Origin of the sequence: Pseudomonas sp. S44 (genome assembly GCF_016624805.1) — a bacterium.
Taxonomy (GTDB): Bacteria; Pseudomonadota; Gammaproteobacteria; order Pseudomonadales; family Pseudomonadaceae; genus Aquipseudomonas; species Aquipseudomonas machongensis.
Map to the genome: position 1 here is coordinate 19,859 of NZ_JACVTY010000027.1, position 19,834 is coordinate 39,692.

General features: G+C 62.1%; 19 protein-coding genes. 13 read left to right on the forward strand and 6 right to left on the reverse strand.

Features of this window, described 5'->3' with window-relative positions; all coding sequences use genetic code 11:
• Positions 1-66: 66 nt before the first annotated feature.
• Positions 67-1,212 carry an FMN-dependent L-lactate dehydrogenase LldD gene (gene lldD, locus IAE40_RS19110; RefSeq protein WP_197892130.1) on the reverse strand — a complete coding sequence of 382 codons (1,146 nt, stop codon included), beginning with the start codon at positions 1,210-1,212 and terminating at the stop codon, positions 67-69.
• Positions 1,213-1,275: 63 nt separating this feature from the next.
• Positions 1,276-2,946: a lactate permease LctP family transporter gene (locus tag IAE40_RS19115; protein ID WP_054892631.1), complete on the reverse strand. Its 1,671-nt coding sequence runs from the start codon at positions 2,944-2,946 to the stop codon at positions 1,276-1,278.
• A gap of 254 nt (positions 2,947-3,200) precedes the next feature.
• Here IAE40_RS19115 and IAE40_RS19120 point away from each other — a divergent pair, with 254 nt between their 5' ends.
• Complete coding sequence (locus tag IAE40_RS19120) at positions 3,201-3,968, forward strand: FCD domain-containing protein (protein ID WP_153774498.1); 768 nt, start codon at positions 3,201-3,203, stop codon at positions 3,966-3,968.
• A gap of 35 nt (positions 3,969-4,003) precedes the next feature.
• Here the strand turns inward: IAE40_RS19120 and smpB are convergent, their stop codons facing one another.
• Positions 4,004-4,486, reverse strand: a complete 483-nt coding sequence (gene smpB / locus IAE40_RS19125) for an SsrA-binding protein SmpB (RefSeq protein WP_027917703.1) — start codon at positions 4,484-4,486, stop codon at positions 4,004-4,006.
• A gap of 160 nt (positions 4,487-4,646) precedes the next feature.
• Here smpB and IAE40_RS19130 point away from each other — a divergent pair, with 160 nt between their 5' ends.
• Positions 4,647-5,081: a type II toxin-antitoxin system RatA family toxin gene (locus tag IAE40_RS19130; RefSeq protein WP_054892629.1), complete on the forward strand. Its 435-nt coding sequence runs from the start codon at positions 4,647-4,649 to the stop codon at positions 5,079-5,081.
• Positions 5,074-5,376: an RnfH family protein gene (locus tag IAE40_RS19135; protein WP_065861569.1), complete on the forward strand. Its 303-nt coding sequence runs from the start codon at positions 5,074-5,076 to the stop codon at positions 5,374-5,376. The genes IAE40_RS19130 and IAE40_RS19135 overlap by 8 nt, the downstream gene beginning before the upstream one ends.
• A gap of 70 nt (positions 5,377-5,446) precedes the next feature.
• Here IAE40_RS19135 and IAE40_RS19140 read toward each other — a convergent pair whose 3' ends face one another.
• A complete protein-coding gene (locus IAE40_RS19140) occupies positions 5,447-5,968 on the reverse strand; it encodes an outer membrane protein assembly factor BamE (RefSeq protein WP_054892627.1) in 522 nt (173 codons plus the stop codon).
• Positions 5,969-6,065: 97 nt separating this feature from the next.
• Between IAE40_RS19140 and fur the strand changes: the two genes are divergently transcribed.
• On the forward strand, positions 6,066-6,470 hold the full coding sequence (fur, locus tag IAE40_RS19145) for a ferric iron uptake transcriptional regulator (protein WP_046788147.1): 405 nt from the start codon (positions 6,066-6,068) through the stop codon (positions 6,468-6,470).
• An 81-nt stretch (positions 6,471-6,551) separates the two neighbouring features.
• Here fur and recN read toward each other — a convergent pair whose 3' ends face one another.
• Positions 6,552-8,225: a DNA repair protein RecN gene (recN, locus tag IAE40_RS19150; RefSeq protein WP_200603699.1), complete on the reverse strand. Its 1,674-nt coding sequence runs from the start codon at positions 8,223-8,225 to the stop codon at positions 6,552-6,554.
• A 180-nt stretch (positions 8,226-8,405) separates the two neighbouring features.
• Between recN and grpE the strand changes: the two genes are divergently transcribed.
• The 8 genes from grpE to IAE40_RS19190 all read left to right on the forward strand — a co-directional run bounded on the left by grpE (position 8,406) and on the right by IAE40_RS19190 (position 18,726).
• The gene (gene grpE, locus IAE40_RS19155; protein WP_054892625.1) at positions 8,406-8,960 is read left to right on the forward strand and encodes a nucleotide exchange factor GrpE; all 555 of its coding nucleotides are present in this window, start codon (positions 8,406-8,408) and stop codon (positions 8,958-8,960) included.
• A 101-nt stretch (positions 8,961-9,061) separates the two neighbouring features.
• The gene (gene dnaK / locus IAE40_RS19160) at positions 9,062-10,987 is read left to right on the forward strand and encodes a molecular chaperone DnaK (protein ID WP_054892624.1); all 1,926 of its coding nucleotides are present in this window, start codon (positions 9,062-9,064) and stop codon (positions 10,985-10,987) included.
• A gap of 201 nt (positions 10,988-11,188) precedes the next feature.
• A complete protein-coding gene (gene dnaJ, locus IAE40_RS19165; protein WP_200603700.1) occupies positions 11,189-12,313 on the forward strand; it encodes a molecular chaperone DnaJ in 1,125 nt (374 codons plus the stop codon).
• 13 nt (positions 12,314-12,326) lie between these two features.
• Positions 12,327-13,133: a 4-hydroxy-tetrahydrodipicolinate reductase gene (dapB, locus tag IAE40_RS19170; protein ID WP_063542722.1), complete on the forward strand. Its 807-nt coding sequence runs from the start codon at positions 12,327-12,329 to the stop codon at positions 13,131-13,133.
• 222 nt (positions 13,134-13,355) lie between these two features.
• A complete protein-coding gene (gene carA, locus IAE40_RS19175; RefSeq protein ID WP_054892621.1) occupies positions 13,356-14,492 on the forward strand; it encodes a glutamine-hydrolyzing carbamoyl-phosphate synthase small subunit in 1,137 nt (378 codons plus the stop codon).
• A gap of 106 nt (positions 14,493-14,598) precedes the next feature.
• A complete protein-coding gene (gene carB / locus IAE40_RS19180) occupies positions 14,599-17,820 on the forward strand; it encodes a carbamoyl-phosphate synthase large subunit (protein WP_200603701.1) in 3,222 nt (1,073 codons plus the stop codon).
• Positions 17,817-18,299, forward strand: coding sequence for a transcription elongation factor GreA (gene greA, locus IAE40_RS19185; protein ID WP_162714345.1), 483 nt, complete (start codon positions 17,817-17,819; stop codon positions 18,297-18,299). Before carB ends, greA begins: the two co-directional genes overlap by 4 nt.
• Positions 18,277-18,726 (forward strand): MFS transporter, encoded by a 450-nt coding sequence (locus tag IAE40_RS19190; protein WP_081255198.1) that lies wholly within the window; start codon positions 18,277-18,279, stop codon positions 18,724-18,726. Before greA ends, IAE40_RS19190 begins: the two co-directional genes overlap by 23 nt.
• A 12-nt stretch (positions 18,727-18,738) precedes the next feature.
• Here the strand turns inward: IAE40_RS19190 and yhbY are convergent, their stop codons facing one another.
• Positions 18,739-19,047 carry a ribosome assembly RNA-binding protein YhbY gene (yhbY, locus tag IAE40_RS19195; RefSeq protein ID WP_200603702.1) on the reverse strand — a complete coding sequence of 103 codons (309 nt, stop codon included), beginning with the start codon at positions 19,045-19,047 and terminating at the stop codon, positions 18,739-18,741.
• Positions 19,048-19,149: 102 nt separating this feature from the next.
• Between yhbY and rlmE the strand changes: the two genes are divergently transcribed.
• Positions 19,150-19,776: a 23S rRNA (uridine(2552)-2'-O)-methyltransferase RlmE gene (gene rlmE / locus IAE40_RS19200; protein ID WP_054892618.1), complete on the forward strand. Its 627-nt coding sequence runs from the start codon at positions 19,150-19,152 to the stop codon at positions 19,774-19,776.
• Positions 19,777-19,834 lie beyond the last annotated feature (58 nt).

Genomic DNA, 19,834 nt, shown 5'->3' on the forward strand with positions numbered 1-19,834 from the left:
CTCGCGGGGCCGGCGCGTCTGGCGCGCGACGTGCCCCGGACTATCAGGCGTTTGTTTCGTAAGGGCTCAGGCGCCCAGCTCGCGTACCAGTGAATCGCGGCTGATCTCGCCGATCGACTTGGCGCCGGTCAGCACCATGGCCACGCGCATTTCTTTCTCGAACAGCTCCAGCAGGTTCTTCACCCCAGCCTGGCCATGCACGGCCAGGGCCCAGAGGAAGGCGCGGCCGATCAGCACCGTGTCGGCGCCCAGGGCGATCATGCGCACCACGTCCAGGCCGCTGCGGATACCCGAGTCGGCGAGAATCTTCAAATCACCCTTGACCGCGTCGGCGATGGCCGGCAGGGCGCGGGCGCTGGACAGCACGCCGTCGAGCTGGCGGCCGCCGTGGTTGGAGACGACGATGCCGTCGGCACCGAACTTCACTGCGTCGCGGGCGTCATCGGCGTCGAGGATGCCCTTGATGATCATCGGGCCGTCCCAGAATTCGCGGATCCACTCCAGGTCCTTCCAGGAAATCGACGGGTCGAAATTGTTGCCCAGCCAGCCGATGTAGTCGGCAAGGCCGGTCGGGTTGCCGCGATAGGTGGAAATGTTGCCCAGGTCGTGGGGGCGTCCCATCACGCCGACGTCCCAGGCCCATTCAGGGTGGGTCATGGCTTGCAACACACGACGCATCGGGCCGTTGGCGCCACTCATGCCGGAATGGGCGTCGCGGTAGCGGGCGCCGGGCACGGGCATGTCGACGGTGAACACCAGCGTCTTCACCCCGGCGGCCTTGGCACGCTCCAGGGCGTTGCGCATGAAGCCGCGGTCCTTGAGGACATACAGCTGGAACCACATGGGACGGTCGATGGCCGGCGCCACTTCCTCGATCGGGCAGACCGACACCGTGGACATGGTGAAGGGAATGCCGTGCGCCGCCGCCGCGCGCGCCGCTTGCACTTCGCCACGGCGCGCGTACATGCCGGTGAGACCGACCGGGGCCAGGGCCACGGGCATGCTCAGGGTTTCGTCGAACAGCCGGGTCTGAAGGCTCAGCTCCGACATGTTTCTCAGGACACGCTGGCGCAGGGCGATGCTGGCCAGGTCCGAGACGTTGTGGCGCAGGGTGTGCTCGGCGTAGGCGCCGCCGTCGGCGTAGTGGAACAGGAAGGGGGGCAGCTTGCGCTGGGCCGCGGCGCGATAGTCGGTGGAGGCTGAAATGATCATGGATTCTCGCAGCGTGGGTGGGGTGGGTTGCCGGGCACATGCGCGCGCCCGGCCCCTGTCACTTTAGTGATGAACCAGCATACCGGTCAGCCAGTAGGCCTGGACCAGGGTGATCAGGCCGACGATGGTCGCGAAGAACAGGCTGTGCTTGACGGTGAAGCGGAACAGGTCCGACTCCTTGCCGACCAGGCCGGTGGCGGCGCAGGCCACGGCGATCGACTGCGGCGAGATCATCTTGCCGGTCACGCCGCCGCTGGTGTTGGCGGCGACCAGCAAGGTGTCGCTGACGCCGATCTGGTGCGCAGTGGTGGCCTGCAGCGAGCTGAACAGGGCGTTGGACGACGTGTCGGATCCGGTCAGGAACACGCCCAGCCAACCCAGGAACGGCGAGAAGAATGGGAACGCCGCGCCGGTGCCGGCCAGGACCAGGGCCATGGTCGAGGACATGCCCGAGTAGTTGGTGACGAAGGCGAAGGCCAGCACCATGCCGATCGACAGGATCGGCCAGCGCAGTTCCCAGAAGGTCTCTTTGAAAGTGGTAAGACCAGTTTTGACATTGATCTTCAGGACCCACATCGAGATCAGTGCCGACAGGAAGATCGCGGTGCCGGTGGCGGAGATCGGGTCGAGCTTGAACACGGCCGGCATTGCGGTCGGTGCGGTGACAATCGGGGCAGTCTTGATCACCAGTTGATCGAGGTGCGGGATGGCGAAGTTGAACACGAAGTTGTACATCGCGCCGCCCGGCGCGAACGCAGCCTTGAAGGGCTTGAGGGTCCAGATGGTCACCAGCACGGTGAGAATCAGGAATGGCGACCAGGCCTTGAAGATCTCGCCGAAGCTGTACGGCGAAGGCTGGCTGCCGCCACTGCTGACCACGGCTGCACCGACGCTGCCCTTGGCCTCGGCGAACGCGCGCTTGGGCTGCCAGACCTTGAGGAACAGGGTCAGGGCGATCAGGCTGGCCAGAGCCGAGGTGATGTCCGGCAGTTCAGGGCCGATGAAGTTGGACGTGAAGTACTGGGTCACGGCGAAGCTCAGGCCGGCGACCAGCGCGGCGGGCCAGGTCTCTTTCACGCCACGCAGGCCATCCATCATGAACACCAGCCAGAACGGCACGAACAGCGACAGCAGCGGCAGCTGGCGGCCGGTCATGGCGCCAATGTGGAAGGCGTCGATACCGGTCACTTGCCCGGCGACGATGATCGGGATGCCCAGGGCGCCGAAGGCGACCGGCGCGGTGTTGGCGATGAGGCACAGGCCCGCGGCATACAGCGGGTTGAAGCCCAGACCCACCAGCAGTGCGGCGGTGATGGCCACGGGCGCGCCGAAGCCGGCTGCGCCTTCGAGGAAGGCACCGAAGCAGAAGCCGATCAGCAGCACCTGCAGGCGCTGGTCGTCGGTGATCGACAGTACCGAGCTGCGGATGACTTCGAACTGACCGCTCTTGACCGTGAGTTTGTACAGGAACACCGCGGCAACGATGATCCAGGCAATCGGCCAGAGGCCATAGAGGAAGCCGTAGCCTGCTGCGGCAAGGGCCATGTCGACAGGCATCTGGAAGGCGAAGATCGCCACCAGGATTGACAGACCGAGGGTAATGCTGCCTGCCACGTGGCCCTTGAGGCGGAACACGGCGAGGGCGAGGAAGAAGAACACGATGGGGATGACCGCCGCCAGTGCGGACAGGCCGAGACTACCAAGCGGTGTGTAGAGTTGTTGCCAGGTTTGCATATGGGGTGACCCCTAATTGTTGTTGGTCAGCACTGGCATTGGATAATTGGTAAGACCAATTTACAATGACTGGTCGCTAGGTTAAAAGCCGGATACGGGGTGTGTCAATTTGTCCCAAGCAAAACTTTGGTCGAGTGCCGATGAGCGGAGGGCGAGATCGCGTCGGATCAATCGAGGAATATCTGTCGGGCTGTCGCGGATAGGCGCAGAATAGGCGCCCCGAAATCGGTGCCGGGGTTTGTGGAGAGCATGTGATGGTTTTTGATCAGGTCCGCCAACGGCGCCTGTCCGACGATATCGTCGATCGACTGGAAGGGATGATTCTCGAGGGGACGTTGACCTCAGGGCAGCGCCTGCCCGCCGAACGCGCCCTGGCCGAGCAGTTCGGCGTTTCCCGCCCGTCGTTGCGCGAGGCGATCCAGAAACTGGTGGCCAAGGGACTGCTGGTCAGTCGCCAGGGGGGCGGCAACTATGTGGCCGAGTCGCTGGGATCGACGTTCAGTGATCCCTTGTTGCAGTTGCTCGAGCACAACCCTGAGGCTCAGCGCGACCTGCTGGAGTTTCGTCACACCCTTGAGGCCTCATGCGCCTTCTACGCAGCCCAGCGTGCTACCGAGCCGGATCGGGCGCGGTTGAAGGCCGCCTTCGATGCGCTGCAGGATTGCTATGCCCGCGTCGATGAGGTCAGTCGTGCAGAAGAAGGCGCAGCGGATGCCCGTTTTCATCTGGCGATTGCCGAGGCCAGCCACAATGCCGTGCTGCTGCATACCATTCGTGGTCTGTTCGACCTGCTCAAGCGCAATGTGGTGACCAACATCGGGGGTATGTACCAGCAGCGTACGGAAACGCGCGACATGCTGATCAGTCAGCATCGCGAACTGTACCAGGCGATCGTCGAGGGGCGTGCAGAAGATGCGCGGGAGGTGTCGAGCCGGCACATCCTGTACGTGCAGGAAGTGCTGGAAGAAGCGCAGCAGGAAGCCCAGCGCGTGGCGCGCGCTGAGCGACGCAGTGGGCGCTAGGCAGGTATCGCAGCTATCGCAGGCAAGAGGAAGATCTACTCTTCCTTGCCCTTGTTGCGCACCGCACGCTGCAGCTCGCGGTTGGAGTCGCGCTCGCGCATCGTGTCGCGCTTGTCGAACTCCTTCTTGCCCTTGCCGAGCGCGATTTCGCACTTGATCAGGTGCTTGCTCCAGTACAGCGCCAGGGCCACACAGGTGTAGCCTTTTTGCGCCACGGCAGCCTCCACGCGCTCGAGCTCGCGCTTGTTCAGCAGCAGCTTGCGGGTACGCATGGGGTCGGCGATGACGTGGGTGCTGGCGGTGTTCAGCGGGGTGATGTGGCTGCCGAACAGCCAGGCTTCGCCATCCTTGAGCAGCACGTAGCTGTCGGTCAGGTGCGCCTTGCCGGCCCGCAGGCTTTTTACTTCCCAACCGGACAGGACCAGCCCGGCCTCGAACTTGTGTTCGATGAAGTAATCGTGTCGCGCTTTCTTGTTCTGCGCGATGGTCCCGGTCGGATGTTTCTTTTGCTTAGCCATAGGGGCGGCATTATAGGCAGTCGCCACGTCCTCTGGCTATGGGGTTCGGTGCGCTTGAGCCAGCAGGATGAATCCCGGACAATGCAGGCCTCGTTCCGTTGTACGGAACCGTTCCGAAGCGCTGCGATGCGCTGCCGCCCAGCTTGGAAGTGATGCCTGGATGACTACCCATATTCAACGCTCCGCCCTGCTGCCATACCCTGCCCAGGCGCTCTACGACCTGGTCAACGACGTGGCCAGCTACCCTGAGTTTCTTCCCTGGTGCTCGGACTCGACGGTGCTCGAGGCGAGTGACACGCACATGCGGGCGAAGCTGGAGGTAGCCAAGGGTGGCATGAGCCAGCAGTTCGTCACGCGCAATGTGTTGGTCCCGGGGCAATCCATCGAGATGAACCTGGAAGAAGGGCCCTTCACCCAGTTGCATGGTGTGTGGGTGTTCAAGGCGTTGGGCGAGAAAGCCTGCAAGATCAGCCTCGACCTGTCGTTCGATTACGCCGGGCCGCTGGTGCGCGCCACCCTCGGGCCATTGTTCAACCAGGCAGCCAACACCCTCGTCGATGCCTTCTGCCAGCGAGCCAAGCAGCTGCATGGCTGAGACGCTGGGTATCGAGGTGGCTTACGCGACTGCTGCACGCCAGTGGCTGCTGGCGTGCCGGGTGCCGCAGGGTGTGACGCTGCGTGAGGCTTTGCGTTTGTCTGGTATCGCTGCGCAAGTGCCAGGGCTGGATATTGAAAGCTGCCCGGTGGGCGTGTTCGGCAAGGTCGTTGCCGATCCGCAGCAGCGTCAGGTAGAGGAGGGCGAGCGCCTGGAAATCTACCGGCCGCTGCTGGTCGACCCGAAGGCGATGCGCAGACAGCGAGCCGAAAAGGCCAAGGCTGCACGCGGGTAAAGGTTGTTGCTGTATGCGCTGCGCAATAAAAAGCCCGGACCATGTCCGGGCTTTTTCATGGGCCATACCGTTATTGCGGCGAGGTCTCCAGGGGAGCCGGTGTGGGCACCGGTGTCGTCTCGATGGTGTCGATTTCACGCTGGATCGACTCTTCCGTCGAGCCGGCCTTGGCTGGCTTCTCTGGCTGTTGAGACGGCTGGTTGGCCGGGCTGACGGTCGTGGTGCTGCTGCCGCCCAGGATTTCCTGGTCGCGGCTCACACCTGGCATGAAGTCGCCGGACAGGCTGACCAGTTGGTCGCTTTCGTTGAAGAAGATGCTCATGCGCTCCTGCTGGCGCTTACCGCCGCCAGGCTGGATGCTGTAGAGATAATCCCACCGATTGGTGTTGAAGGTGTCCTGCAGGAGCGGGTTGCCCATGATAAACCTTACTTGCCGTCGGGTCATTCCGGGGCGCAATTGGTCTATCATGTCCTGCGTGACGACATTGCCCTGCTGGATGTCGATTTTGTAAACCCCGGGAAACGAGCAACCGGCGAGTGCGAGCAGTCCCACGAGGGTGAGGCTGGTTAGCAAGAGCTTGGTGTTTTGCATCGGTGGGCGACTTCCACTATCTTGGCTGGACAACGTAAACCCCGATCATACCCGTATTAAGAGAAGCTGCGAAGCAGCATCGGCGAGAAAGCTGACCATGGTTGAAAATAGCGAATTGCGCAAAGCCGGTCTCAAGGTGACCCTGCCTCGAGTCAAGATCCTTCAGATGCTCGATTCGACCGAGCAGCGTCACATGAGCGCCGAGGATGTCTACAAGGCGCTGATGGAAGCAGGTGAGGATGTCGGTCTGGCGACCGTCTACCGTGTACTGACCCAGTTCGAAGCAGCGGGTCTGGTGGTTCGCCACAACTTCGATGGCGGCCACGCGGTGTTCGAGCTGGCCGATGGCGGCCACCACGACCATATGGTCAACGTGGATACCAGCGAAGTGATCGAATTCATGGATGCGGAGATCGAGCGCCGTCAGAAAGAGATCGTGGCTGAGCATGGCTACGAGCTCGTGGACCACAATCTGGTCCTGTATGTGCGTAAGAAAAAGTAACGATTTCGATCGTTATGAACAGCAAAGGCGACCTTCGGGTCGCCTTTGTGCTTTCTGCAACGTGTTGAGGAGTGTGCTGCCTCAGGCCTTGCCGCTAACCACCATCTTGCGCGCATGCGCCAGGGATTCCTTGGTCAGGTCTATCCCGCCCAGCATGCGTGCCACTTCTTCGACCCGCTCACGTTTGCCTAGGCTGGCCACGGCTGTATGGGTGGTGTCGCTGTTGCGCACCTTGTGTACGAACAGGTGGTGGTGCCCTTGCGCTGCAACCTGCGGCAGGTGGGTGACGGTCAGGACCTGGCCGCGCTCACCCAGGCGGCGCAACAGTTGGCCGACGATCTCGGCGGTCGGGCCGCCGATGCCCACGTCCACTTCGTCAAAGACCAGCGTGGGAATGCGCGAGGTTTGTGCGGTGATGACCTGAATCGCCAGGCTGATGCGTGACAGCTCGCCTCCCGACGCCACCTTGGCCAGGCCCTTGAGCGGCTGGCCGGGGTTGGCGCTGACCAGCAGCTCGACCTGCTCCAGCCCCTGGGGCGAAAGCTCATCGCTCTCGTTGGGCGACAGCTCGATGCAGAAGCGCCCGCCAGGCATGCCCAGGCGCTGGATCTCCTGCTCGACCGCCACCGCAAGTTGCGCTGCGGCCTGGCGGCGCAGGTTGCTGAGCTCGACGGCCTTCTCTTTATAGTGCTGTGCATAGGCGGCCAGTTCGCCGCCCAGGCGCTCGATGGATTCATCGCTGGCGTTGAGCCCTTCGAGCTCCTCCATGAGGCGCTGTTGCAGGTGTGGCAGCTCGCTCGGGTGCACGCGGTGCTTGCGAGCGAGCGTATAAAGGGTGTCGAGCCGCTCTTCCAGCGCCTGCAGGCGCAGAGGGTCGGCGTCGAAGTTGTCGAGGAAGCGGTTGAGCTCGCCAACCGCTTCCTCGATCTGGATCTGCGCACTGGCGATCAGATTGACGGCCTCGCCCAATGCCTTGGGTGCATTGTTCACGGCGGTCAGGCGATTGAGGCTGACCGTCAGGGCGCTGAGCACGTTGCCGGAGTCGCTTTCGCTGCATTGATCAATGACCTGTCGGCAGATACCGAACAGGGCTTCGGCATTGGTCAGGTTCTTGTGCTCGTGCTCAAGCTGTTCCAGCTCGTTTTCGCCCAGGCCCAGATTGTCGAGCTCTTCGAGCTGGTAGCTCAGCAGCTGATGACGGGCGCGTTGCTCATCGCCGGAGTTGGACAGACGCTCCAGCTCCAGGCGGGTCTGGCGCCAGCGCTGGGCCGCCAGTTGCACCTGGCGGGCGAGGTCGGTGGCGCCGGCGTACTCGTCGACCAGGCGACGATGCGTATCGGTCTTGAGGAGCGACTGGTGTTCGTGCTGGCTGTGGATGTCGATCAGCAACTCACCGAGTGCCTTGAGGTCGCCGAGCGGGCAAGGGGTGCCGTTGATGTAGCCGCGGCTGCGGCCTTCGGCGGTGATCACTCGGCGCAGGATACATGGGCCGTCGTTGTCGAGGTCGCGCTCTGCCAGCCAGGTGCGGGCTTCGGGGATGTCGATCAGGTCGAAGGTGGCAAGCAGGTCGGCCTTGTCGGCGCCCGGGCGCACCACGCCGCTGTCGGCACGATCGCCCAGCGCCAGGCCGAGCGCGTCCAGCATGATCGACTTGCCGGCCCCCGTTTCGCCGGTGATCACCGACATCCCGCGGGCGAGTTCGAGGTCGAGGTGCTCGACGATGGCGTAGTTGTGAATGGACAGGTGCACCAGCATGAGGGCCGCTCCCGAAGGTCATGTCTGGTTATTTATACAGTACTTTTTTCGCGTCTGCCAATGCCCGCCTGTTGAATGTGGAAATGCCGCTTGCCCCTTGAACCTGATTTTTCCGACCCCATATAACCGGCAGACAAGGCAGGCATGACCTGTAACCAGAAATTGCGGAGGAGAGCACCGATGGCTGACGAACAGCTGGATGAACAAAACCTTAACGCCGAAGAAGCCGGATCCGAAGACCTCGGTGCCCGCGTCCAGGTGCTCGAGGAGCAGCTGGCCGCCGCCAAGGATCAGTCGCTGCGTGTGGCGGCAGACCTGCAGAACATCCGCCGTCGTGCCGAGCAGGATGTCGAGAAGGCTCACAAGTTCGCCTTGGAGAAATTCGCTGGCGACCTGCTGCCGGTGATCGACAGCCTGGAGCTGGCCCTGACCCACTCCAGCGCCGATGACGAAAACGTCAAGCAGATCCGCGAAGGTGTCGAGCTGACCCTGAAGATGTTCCAGGACACACTCAAGCGCTACAACCTCGAAGCCGTCGATCCTCACGGCCAGCCATTCAACCCTGAGCATCACCAGGCCATGGCCATGCAGGAAAACGCCGAGGTAGAGCCGAACAGCGTGCTCAACGTGTTCCAGAAGGGTTATCTGCTCAACGGTCGTCTGCTGCGCCCCGCCATGGTGGTGGTCAGCAAGGCGCCGGCAGCGCCCCAGCCTTCCATCGATGAAAAGGCTTGAAATCCACCGGGGCATCCCCATCTAGGTGTCAAGCCTTCAAGTATTACCGCAGTTGGCCAAAGTAGTCGCTGCTACCAAATTCAAGTTTCGGGAGAGTTAACATGGGCAAAATCATCGGTATCGACCTGGGGACGACCAACTCGTGCGTCTCCATTCTGGAAAACGGTAACGTCAAGGTCATCGAGAACGCCGAAGGTGCGCGTACCACCCCTTCGATCGTGGCCTACGCCAACGACGGCGAAATCCTGGTTGGCCAGTCGGCCAAGCGCCAGGCCGTCACCAACCCGCACAACACCCTGTTCGCAGTGAAGCGCCTGATCGGCCGCCGCTTCGAAGAAGACGTCGTGCAGAAAGACATCAAGCTGGTGCCTTACAAGATCGTCAAGGCCGGCAACGGTGACGCCTGGGTCGAGGCTGCTGGCAAGGAAATGGCTCCGCCGCAGATCAGCGCCGAAGTCCTGAAGAAAATGAAGAAGACCGCCGAAGACTACCTCGGCGAGCCTGTCACCGAAGCGGTCATCACCGTTCCGGCCTACTTCAACGACAGCCAGCGCCAGGCTACCAAGGATGCCGGTCGCATCGCCGGTCTGGACGTCAAGCGCATCATCAACGAACCGACCGCCGCTGCACTGGCCTATGGCATGGACAAGGCCAAGGGCGACCACACCGTCATCGTCTATGACCTGGGTGGTGGTACCTTCGACGTGTCGGTCATCGAAATCGCCGAAGTCGACGGTGAGCATCAGTTCGAAGTACTGGCCACCAACGGTGACACCTTCCTGGGTGGTGAAGACTTCGACATGCGCCTGATCGACTACCTCGTCGACGAGTTCAAGAAAGAGTCCGGCATGGACCTGAAGAACGATCCGCTGGCACTGCAGCGTCTGAAAGAAGCCGCTGAAAAGGCCAAGATCGAGCTGTCTTCCGCCCAGTCGACCGACGTCAACCTGCCGTACATCACTGCTGATGCAACCGGTCCGAAGCACCTGAACGTGAAGATCTCCCGCGCCAAGCTGGAGTCGCTGGTCGAAGACCTGGTCAGCCGTACCATCGAGCCTTGCCGCATCGCCCTGAAAGATGCCGGTATCGATGCGAGCAAGATCGACGACGTGATCCTGGTCGGTGGCCAGACCCGTATGCCGCTGGTGCAGAAAGCCGTTGCCGATTTCTTCGGCAAGGAAGCGCGCAAGGACGTCAACCCGGACGAAGCCGTCGCCATGGGTGCTGCCATCCAGGGTGCAGTACTGGCCGGTGACGTGAAGGACGTCCTGCTGCTCGACGTCAGCCCGCTGACCCTGGGTATCGAAACCATGGGTGGCGTGATGACCGCGCTGATCGAGAAGAACACCACCATCCCGACCAAGAAGTCGCAGGTGTTCTCGACTGCCGACGACAACCAGGGTGCAGTGACCATCCACGTCCTGCAGGGCGAGCGCAAGCAGGCCGCGCAGAACAAGTCGCTGGGCAAGTTCGACCTGTCGGACATTCCGCCAGCTCCGCGTGGCGTTCCACAGATCGAAGTGACCTTCGACATCGACGCCAACGGCATCCTGCACGTCGGCGCGAAAGACAAAGCCACCGGCAAGGCTCAGTCGATCGTGATCAAGGCCAACTCCGGCCTGTCGGACGAAGAGATCGAGCGCATGGTGCGTGACGCCGAGGCCAACGCCGAGGAAGACCGCAAGTTCGAAGAGCTGGCCGCTGCCCGCAACCAGGGTGATGCGCTGGTTCACTCGACCCGCAAGATGGTCGTCGACGCCGGTGACAAGGCTACTGCCGAGGAAAAGGCTGCGATCGAAGCTGCCGTGGTTGCTCTGGAAGCCGCCGTCAAGGGCGACGACAAGGCCGCCATCGACGCCAAGGTCGAGGAGCTGTCCAAAGTCTCCGCGCCAGTTGCTCAGAAGATGTATGCCGAGCAACAGGCTCAGCAGCCTCAGGGCGGCGCTCAGCAGGCAGAGCCGGAAGCCAAGCACGATGACGTGGTTGACGCCGAGTTCGAGGAAGTGAAAGACAACAACAAGCAGTAATGCCTGCATGTTGTCGGCCAGTTCATCGCCATTGGTCGGTGAGCTGGTAGGATGTCGCCGCGCGGGGGCTTGCTCCCGCGTTGGCGTGTCTGGAACACGGGAAATATTTCCAGCATCTGTCAGGGCGCATCAGGCGTGTTGCGGCAGGTGCTGACGGCACGGTGCACAGATGCCGAAAGCCCTCAAGAGTGCAAATGACCTATGGCAAAGCGTGATTTTTATGAGGTCCTGGGTGTCGAGCGCGGCGCCAGCGAAGGTGACCTCAAGAAGGCCTATCGCCGCCTGGCGATGAAGTTCCACCCTGACCGCAACCCGGGCGACAAAGAGTCGGAAGAGAAATTCAAGGAGGCCAACGAGGCCTATGAAGTGCTCTCCGACGCCAGCAAGCGCGCGGCCTACGATCAGTACGGCCATGCCGGTGTCGACCCGAGCATGGGTGGCGGTGGTGCCGGCTTCGGCGGCGCCAACTTCTCCGATATCTTCGGCGACGTATTCAGTGATTTCTTCGGCGGTGGCCGTGGCGGTGGTCGTGGCGGCGCCCAGCGCGGCAGTGACCTGCGCTACACCCTTGAGCTGAACCTGGAAGAAGCGGTGCGTGGCACCACGGTCAATATCCGTGTGCCGACGCTGGTCAACTGCGCGCCGTGCGATGGTACCGGCGCCAAGAAGGGCTCGACGCCGTCGACCTGCCCGACTTGCGGCGGTATCGGTCAGGTGCGCATGCAGCAAGGTTTCTTCTCGGTGCAGCAGACCTGCCCGCGTTGCCATGGCTCGGGCAAGATCATCACCGACCCGTGCAACTCCTGCCACGGCGAAGGCCGTGTCGAGGAATACAAGACCCTGTCGGTCAAGGTGCCGGCGGGTGTTGATACGGGTGATCGCATCCGCCTGTCTGGCGAGGGCGAGGCCGGGGCGCATGGTGGCCCGACCGGCGACCTGTATGTGGTCATCAGTGTCCGTGAGCATTCGATCTTCCAGCGCGATGGCAAGCACCTGTATTGCGAAGTGCCGATCAGCTACACCGATGCGGCGCTCGGTGGGGAGCTGGAAGTGCCGACACTGGACGGCCGGGTCAAGCTGAAGATCCCGGAAGGCACCCAGACCGGCAAGCAGTTCCGCCTGCGCGGCAAGGGCGTGGCGCCGGTGCGTGGTGGTGCGGCGGGCGACCTGTTGTGCCGCGTCGCGGTCGAGACACCGGTCAACCTGAGCCGCCGCCAGCGCGAGCTGCTTGAAGAGCTGCGTGATTCGCTCGAGGGCGACAGCTCCCATTCGCCCAAGGCCAGTGGTTGGTTCGAGGGTATGAAGCGCTTCTTCGGCGATCTCTGACAAGGAACAGGCTATGCGACGTATTGCAGTGATGGGTGCGGCAGGGCGGATGGGCAAGATCCTCATCGAAGCCGTGCAGCAGCAGGCTCCTCAGGCGGGCCTGACGGCAGCGATCGATCGCCCGGACAGCACCCTGGTGGGGGCTGATGCCGGCGAGCTCGCGGCGTTGGGCCGTATCGGCGTACCGATTTCCGATGACCTGACCAAGGTCGCCGACGAGTTCGATGTGCTCATCGATTTCACTCACCCTTCGGTGACCCTGAAGAACCTGGCGTTCTGCCGCAAGGCAGGCAAGGCCATGGTCATCGGTACCACCGGTTTTTCGCAGGACGAAAAGGCCCTGCTGGCGGAGGCGGGCAAGGAGATTCCGATCGTCTTCGCTGCCAACTTCAGCATTGGCGTCAATCTGTGCCTGAAGTTGCTCGATACTGCTGCGCGGGTACTGGGTGACGAGGTGGACATCGAGATCATCGAGGCTCACCACCGGCACAAGGTCGACGCGCCGTCGGGTACTGCGCTGCGCATGGGAGAGGTGGTTGCCCAGGCGTTGGGGCGCGATCTGCAGGAAGTGGCTGTCTATGGTCGTGAAGGCCAGACCGGCGCGCGCAAGCGCGAGACCATCGGTTTTGCCACCGTGCGTGCCGGGGATGTGGTCGGCGATCACACCGTGCTGTTCGCGGCAGAGGGTGAGCGCGTCGAGATCACCCACAAGGCCTCGAGCCGCATGACCTTTGCCAAGGGGGCCGTGCGTGCGTCGCTGTGGCTCGATGGGCGCGAGCCTGGGCTGTACGACATGCAGGATGTGCTCGAGCTGCATTGAGTCGTCACTGGCGACGTCGTTCTGTCGCAATCATGTGTTTTAGAGGCACATATGCGGTAGACCGAAACCTCACTTTTCTGTAAACTACAGCTTTAGTGTATCCACTAAAAGCGCGCAGAGAATTGAATTCAGCACATAAAAGCGGGGTGACGTATCCATACGGCACTCCGCTTTTTTGCAACCTGCGATCGCCCCTTCATGCGTCATTTACGGGAGGTCTTCTTGACAAAGCCAGCCATACTCGCCCTTGCTGATGGCAGCATTTTTCGCGGTGAGGCCATTGGGGCCGACGGGCAAACCGTTGGTGAGGTGGTGTTCAACACCGCTATGACCGGCTACCAGGAAATCCTTACAGACCCTTCCTACGCCCAGCAAATCGTTACCCTGACTTACCCGCACATCGGCAATACCGGCACCACCGCCGAAGACGCCGAGTCCGATCGCGTCTGGTCCGCGGGCCTGGTGATTCGCGACCTGCCGCTGCTGGCCAGCAACTGGCGTAACACCCAGTCCCTGCCGGACTACCTCAAGGCCAACAATGTCGTGGCCATCGCCGGTATCGATACCCGTCGCCTGACCCGCATCCTGCGTGAGAAAGGCGCACAGAACGGCTGCATTCTGGCCGGTGACGATATCAGCGAAGAGGCCGCCATCGCGGCTGCACGTGCCTTCCCTGGCCTCAAGGGCATGGACCTGGCCAAAGTGGTCAGCACCAAGGAGCGCTACGAGTGGCGTTCCAGCGTCTGGGAGCTGAAGACCGACAGCCACCCGACCCTCGAAGCGTCCGAGCTGCCGTATCATGTCGTCGCCTACGACTACGGCGTCAAGCTGAACATCCTGCGCATGCTGGTTGCTCGCGGCTGCCGCGTGACCGTGGTACCTGCCCAGACGCCGGCAAGCGAAGTGCTGGCCCTCAACCCTGACGGCGTGTTCCTGTCCAACGGCCCTGGCGATCCCGAGCCGTGCGACTACGCGATCCAGGCGATCAAAGAGATTCTCGAGACCGAGACTCCGGTGTTCGGCATCTGCCTCGGCCACCAGTTGCTGGCCCTGGCCTCCGGTGCCAAGACCGTCAAGATGGGGCACGGGCATCACGGTGCCAACCACCCGGTCCAGGACCTGGATACCGGTGTGGTCATGATCACCAGCCAGAACCACGGTTTCGCCGTCGACGAAGCCACCCTGCCGGGCAATGTGCGCGCCATCCACAAGTCGCTGTTCGACGGCACCCTGCAGGGTATCGAGCGTACCGACAAGAGCGCGTTCAGCTTCCAGGGCCACCCTGAAGCGAGCCCAGGCCCGACCGATGTCGCGCCACTGTTCGATCGTTTCATCGATGCCATGGCCAAGCGCCGCTGAGCATCCTGCATCAAGGCCCCGGACCGGCACGCGCCGCGTCCGGAAGCGCCTGACCCAGATTGTTCAAGACGGCTTGCCGACTGACCCGCGGATTTGAGTGACAACCATGCCAAAACGTACAGACATCAAAAGCATCCTGATTCTCGGCGCTGGCCCGATCGTGATCGGCCAGGCCTGCGAATTCGACTATTCCGGCGCCCAGGCCTGTAAAGCCCTGCGCGAGGAAGGTTTCCGCGTCATCCTGGTGAACTCCAACCCGGCCACCATCATGACCGACCCGGCCATGGCCGACGCCACCTACATCGAGCCGATCAAGTGGCAATCGGTGGCCAAGATCATCGAAAAGGAGCGCCCTGACGCGGTGCTGCCAACCATGGGCGGCCAGACCGCACTGAACTGTGCCCTGGACCTGGAGCGCCACGGCGTTCTGGAAAAGTTCGGTGTAGAGATGATCGGTGCCAACGCCGACACCATCGACAAGGCCGAAGACCGTTCGCGCTTCGACAAGGCGATGAAGGACATCGGCCTGGAGTGCCCGCGCTCCGGTATCGCCCACAGCATGGAAGAGGCCTACGCGGTTCTCGAGAAACTGGGCTTCCCGTGCATCATCCGTCCTTCGTTCACCATGGGTGGCACCGGTGGCGGCATCGCCTACAATCGTGAAGAATTCGAAGAAATCTGCACCCGTGGCCTGGACCTGTCGCCGACCAAGGAACTGCTGATCGACGAATCGCTGATCGGCTGGAAGGAATACGAGATGGAGGTGGTCCGCGACAAGAAGGACAACTGCATCATCGTCTGCTCCATCGAGAACTTCGACCCGATGGGCGTGCACACCGGTGACTCCATCACCGTTGCTCCCGCACAGACCCTGACCGACAAGGAATACCAGATCATGCGCAACGCCTCGCTGGCGGTGCTGCGTGAGATCGGCGTCGAAACCGGCGGTTCCAACGTGCAGTTCGGTATCTGCCCGAACACCGGTCGCATGGTCGTGATCGAGATGAACCCGCGGGTTTCGCGCTCGTCCGCCCTGGCTTCGAAAGCTACTGGCTTCCCGATCGCCAAGATCGCCGCCAAGCTGGCCATCGGCTACACTCTGGACGAACTGCAGAATGACATCACCGGCGGTCGTACTCCGGCGTCCTTCGAGCCGTCCATCGACTACGTCGTTACCAAACTGCCACGCTTCGCCTTCGAGAAATTCCCGAAAGCCGACGCCCGCCTGACCACCCAGATGAAGTCGGTTGGTGAAGTCATGGCCATTGGCCGTACCTTCCAGGAGTCCCTGCAGAAAGCCCTGCGCGGCCTGGAAGTTGGCGCCTGCGGCCTGGACCCGAAAGTCGACCTGGCCAGCGCCGACGCCTCCAGCATCCTCAAACGCGAGCTGACCGTACCGGGCGCCGAGCGTATCTGGTACGTGGCTGACGCCATCCGCTCGGGCATGACGATCGAAGCAATCTTCGAGCTGACCGGTATCGACCTGTGGTTCCTGGTGCAGATGGAAGATCTGATCAAGGAAGAAGAGAAGGTCAAGACCCTGGCCCTGTCGGCCATCGACAAGGACTACATGCTGCGCCTCAAGCGCAAGGGCTTCTCGGATCAGCGCCTGGCCAAGCTGCTCGGCATCACTGACAAAAACCTGCGTCGTCACCGCCACAAGCTGGAAGTGTTCCCGGTCTACAAGCGCGTCGACACCTGCGCGGCCGAGTTCGCCACCGACACCGCCTACCTGTACTCCACCTACGAGGAAGAGTGCGAGGCCAACCCGTCGACCCGCAACAAGATCATGATCCTGGGTGGTGGCCCGAACCGTATCGGCCAAGGTATCGAGTTCGACTACTGCTGCGTACACGCAGCCCTTGCCCTGCGTGAAGACGGTTACGAGACCATCATGGTCAACTGCAACCCGGAAACCGTCTCCACGGACTACGACACCTCCGATCGCCTGTACTTCGAGCCGCTGACCCTGGAAGACGTGCTGGAAGTCTGTCGCGTCGAGAAGCCGAAGGGCGTGATCGTCCACTACGGCGGCCAGACCCCGCTGAAACTGGCCCGTGCCCTGGAAGAAGCCGGTGTGCCGATCATCGGTACCAGCCCGGACGCCATCGACCGCGCCGAAGACCGCGAGCGCTTCCAGCAGATGGTGCAGCGCCTGAACCTGCTGCAGCCGCCAAACGCCACCGTGCGCAGTGAAGAAGAAGCCATCAACGCTGCTGGTGGCATCGGCTACCCGCTGGTCGTGCGCCCGTCGTACGTCCTGGGCGGTCGCGCCATGGAGATCGTTTACGAGCTGGACGAGCTCAAGCGCTACCTGCGCGAAGCGGTCCAGGTGTCCAACGACAGCCCGGTCCTGCTCGACCACTTCCTCAACTGCGCCATCGAGATGGACGTGGACGCTGTCTGCGACGGCACCGACGTGGTGATCGGCGCGATCATGCAGCACATCGAACAGGCTGGCGTTCACTCCGGTGACTCGGCGTGCTCGCTGCCACCTTACTCGCTGAGCCAGCAAGTGCAGGACGAAGTCCGCGTTCAGGTCAAGAAAATGGCCCTGGAACTGGGCGTTGTCGGCCTGATGAACGTGCAGATGGCCCTGCAGGGCGACAAGATCTACGTGATCGAAGTCAACCCGCGCGCCTCGCGTACCGTACCGTTCGTGTCCAAGTGCATCGGCACCTCGCTGGCGATGATCGCGGCCCGCGTCATGGCTGGTAAAACCCTCAAAGAGCTGGGCTTCACCCAGGAAATCATCCCGAACTTCTACAGCGTCAAGGAAGCCGTCTTCCCGTTCGCCAAGTTCCCAGGGGTTGACCCGATCCTCGGCCCTGAGATGAAATCGACCGGTGAAGTCATGGGTGTCGGTGACAGCTTCGGTGAAGCCTTCGCCAAGGCCCAGATGGGTGCCAGCGAAGTGCTGCCGACCGGCGGTACCGCGTTCATCAGCGTGCGTGACGACGACAAGCCACAAGTGGCTGGCGTTGCCCGCGACCTGATCGCCCTGGGCTTCGAAGTGGTTGCTACTGCCGGCACCGCCAAGGTTATCGAAGCGGCTGGCCTGAAAGTGCGCCGTGTGAACAAGGTGACCGAAGGTCGTCCGCACGTGGTCGACATGATCAAGAACGACGAAGTGTCGCTGATCATCAACACCACCGAAGGCCGCCAGTCGATCGCCGATTCCTACTCGATTCGTCGCAATGCGCTGCAGCACAAGATCTACTGCACGACCACCATTGCGGCAGGTGAAGCCATCTGCGAGGCGCTGAAATTCGGTCCCGAGAAGACCGTTCGTCGCCTGCAGGATCTGCATGCAGGACTCAAAGCATGAGCATTACCAAGTACCCGATGACCGTCCAGGGCGCTCGCGCCCTGGAAGAAGAGCTTTTGTTCCTGAGCAAGACCGAACGTCCACGTCTGAGCCAGGCGATCGGCGAGGCTCGTGAGCTCGGCGATCTCAAGGAAAATGCCGAGTACCACGCCGCCCGTGAGGAGCAGGGCATGGTCGAGGCGCGTATCCGCGACATCGAAGGCCGTCTGCAGAACTCGGTGGTGATCGATGTCACCACCATCGCCCATACCGGCAAGGTGATTTTCGGGACCACCGTGGACCTGGAGAATACCGAGACCGGCGATCAGGTGACCTACCAGATCGTTGGCGAGGATGAAGCGGACATCAAGAAAGGCAAGCTCTCGGCGAGCGCGCCTATCGCCCGTGCCATCATTGGCAAGGAAGAGGGTGATACGGTCGTGGTCAAGACGCCGAGCGGCACCGTCGAGTACGAGATTGTCGAAGTCAAGCACATCTGATCGGCGCCAGCGCGCGCCGTCCCTCGAGGGCATCCTCTGGCAACTGGCCCAGGTATTCTGGGTCGGTGGCCTGTGGGTGTTTCATGTGGGGCTGGTGCCGGCGCTGAAGGTCAGTGGCCTTGCGCCATTATTGGTGCAGGACATCGCCGGGCAGATCGATCGCTGGTTGATCGGCGTGGCGCTGCTCGGGCTGTTGACCCAGTTGGCAGTGCTGGCGAGGGTGGATGGCCTGGCGGCCTGGTGGCGGCAGTTCCGCGGCCAGATGCTGTTGCTCGGCTTTGGTGCCTGTGTCGGCTACTACACGCTGCGCTACGGGATTTCCGTAGGGGAGCGCTGGCAGATGTTCTGTTTCCTGGTGCTGGGCTTTTCTGGCATCGTGCTGGTGGCCCAGCCGGTCCCGGTCAGGGTGCGCAAGGCGCGCCACTGACCGGCGCCACCTTTACTTGTAGCGGTGGATGTTGGACAGCTGCTTGTTCGGCTGTGGGTTCTTGCGATAGATCAGTGCCTTCTTGCCAATGGTCTGTACCAGCTCGGCACGGCCTGCCTTGCACAGTTCGGCAATAGCGGCGGCGCGCTCTTCGCGATCTTCCGAGCGAATTTCGACCTTGATCAGCTCGTGATCGGCCAGCGCACGCTCCAGTTCGGCGATCACACCTTCATTCAGGCCGTTACCGGCAACGATCAGGACCGGTTTCAGGTCGTGACCAATAGACTTGCACTGTTTCTTCTGCTCGTTATTGAGCGGCATAATCTGACCCTTTTCGTCTGATTCTGTAAAATTGGTGGCCATTTTACCCGAGGGCCACTGGCTCCGCCCAGTCAATCACGACGCTAATCATCGAGGTGCCCCGTGGCGCAGCGTTCCAAAAGCAGCCATAACTGGCTGAGAGAGCATTTCAACGATCCTTTCGTCAAGCAGGCGCAGAAGGACGGCTACCGCTCGCGTGCGAGCTACAAACTGCTGGAGATCCAGGAAAAGGACCGCCTCATCCGCCCCGGCATGAGCGTTATCGACCTTGGTGCTGCGCCGGGCGGCTGGTCGCAGGTGACCAGTCGTCTGATTGGTGGTCAAGGACGTCTGATTGCCTCCGACATCCTGGAAATGGACTCGATCCCTGACGTGACCTTCATCCAGGGCGATTTCACCCAGGATTCGGTACTCGAGCAGATTCTCCAGGCGGTCGGCGATTCGCATGTGGACCTTGTGATTTCCGATATGGCCCCCAATATGAGTGGTACGCCCGCTGTGGACATGCCGCGAGCCATGTTCCTTTGCGAGCTCGCCCTGGATCTGGCAACCCGTGTGCTCAAGCCCGGTGGTGACTTCCTGATCAAGATTTTCCAGGGAGAAGGCTTCGATGTGTACCTCAAGGACGTGCGCAGCAAGTTCGACAAGGTGCAGATGCGCAAGCCGTCGTCCTCTCGGGATCGGTCCCGTGAACAGTACTTGCTGGCCAGGGGGTACAAGGGGGAGTGAGCGGGCTGTTGCGGGCTGGCCGATAGTTATTTCCAATCGGCCGCGGCCTCAGGATCGT

Coding starts and splice junctions, on each gene's coding strand:
- lldD (WP_197892130.1), bottom strand. CDS start 1,212: ATGATCATTTCAGCCTCCACCGACTATCGCGCCGCGGCCCAGCGCAAG.
- IAE40_RS19115 (WP_054892631.1), bottom strand. CDS start 2,946: ATGCAAACCTGGCAACAACTCTACACACCGCTTGGTAGTCTCGGCCTG.
- IAE40_RS19120 (WP_153774498.1), top strand. CDS start 3,201: ATGGTTTTTGATCAGGTCCGCCAACGGCGCCTGTCCGACGATATCGTC.
- smpB (WP_027917703.1), bottom strand. CDS start 4,486: ATGGCTAAGCAAAAGAAACATCCGACCGGGACCATCGCGCAGAACAAG.
- IAE40_RS19130 (WP_054892629.1), top strand. CDS start 4,647: ATGACTACCCATATTCAACGCTCCGCCCTGCTGCCATACCCTGCCCAG.
- IAE40_RS19135 (WP_065861569.1), top strand. CDS start 5,074: ATGGCTGAGACGCTGGGTATCGAGGTGGCTTACGCGACTGCTGCACGC.
- IAE40_RS19140 (WP_054892627.1), bottom strand. CDS start 5,968: ATGCAAAACACCAAGCTCTTGCTAACCAGCCTCACCCTCGTGGGACTG.
- fur (WP_046788147.1), top strand. CDS start 6,066: ATGGTTGAAAATAGCGAATTGCGCAAAGCCGGTCTCAAGGTGACCCTG.
- recN (WP_200603699.1), bottom strand. CDS start 8,225: ATGCTGGTGCACCTGTCCATTCACAACTACGCCATCGTCGAGCACCTC.
- grpE (WP_054892625.1), top strand. CDS start 8,406: ATGGCTGACGAACAGCTGGATGAACAAAACCTTAACGCCGAAGAAGCC.
- dnaK (WP_054892624.1), top strand. CDS start 9,062: ATGGGCAAAATCATCGGTATCGACCTGGGGACGACCAACTCGTGCGTC.
- dnaJ (WP_200603700.1), top strand. CDS start 11,189: ATGGCAAAGCGTGATTTTTATGAGGTCCTGGGTGTCGAGCGCGGCGCC.
- dapB (WP_063542722.1), top strand. CDS start 12,327: ATGCGACGTATTGCAGTGATGGGTGCGGCAGGGCGGATGGGCAAGATC.
- carB (WP_200603701.1), top strand. CDS start 14,599: ATGCCAAAACGTACAGACATCAAAAGCATCCTGATTCTCGGCGCTGGC.
- greA (WP_162714345.1), top strand. CDS start 17,817: ATGAGCATTACCAAGTACCCGATGACCGTCCAGGGCGCTCGCGCCCTG.
- yhbY (WP_200603702.1), bottom strand. CDS start 19,047: ATGCCGCTCAATAACGAGCAGAAGAAACAGTGCAAGTCTATTGGTCAC.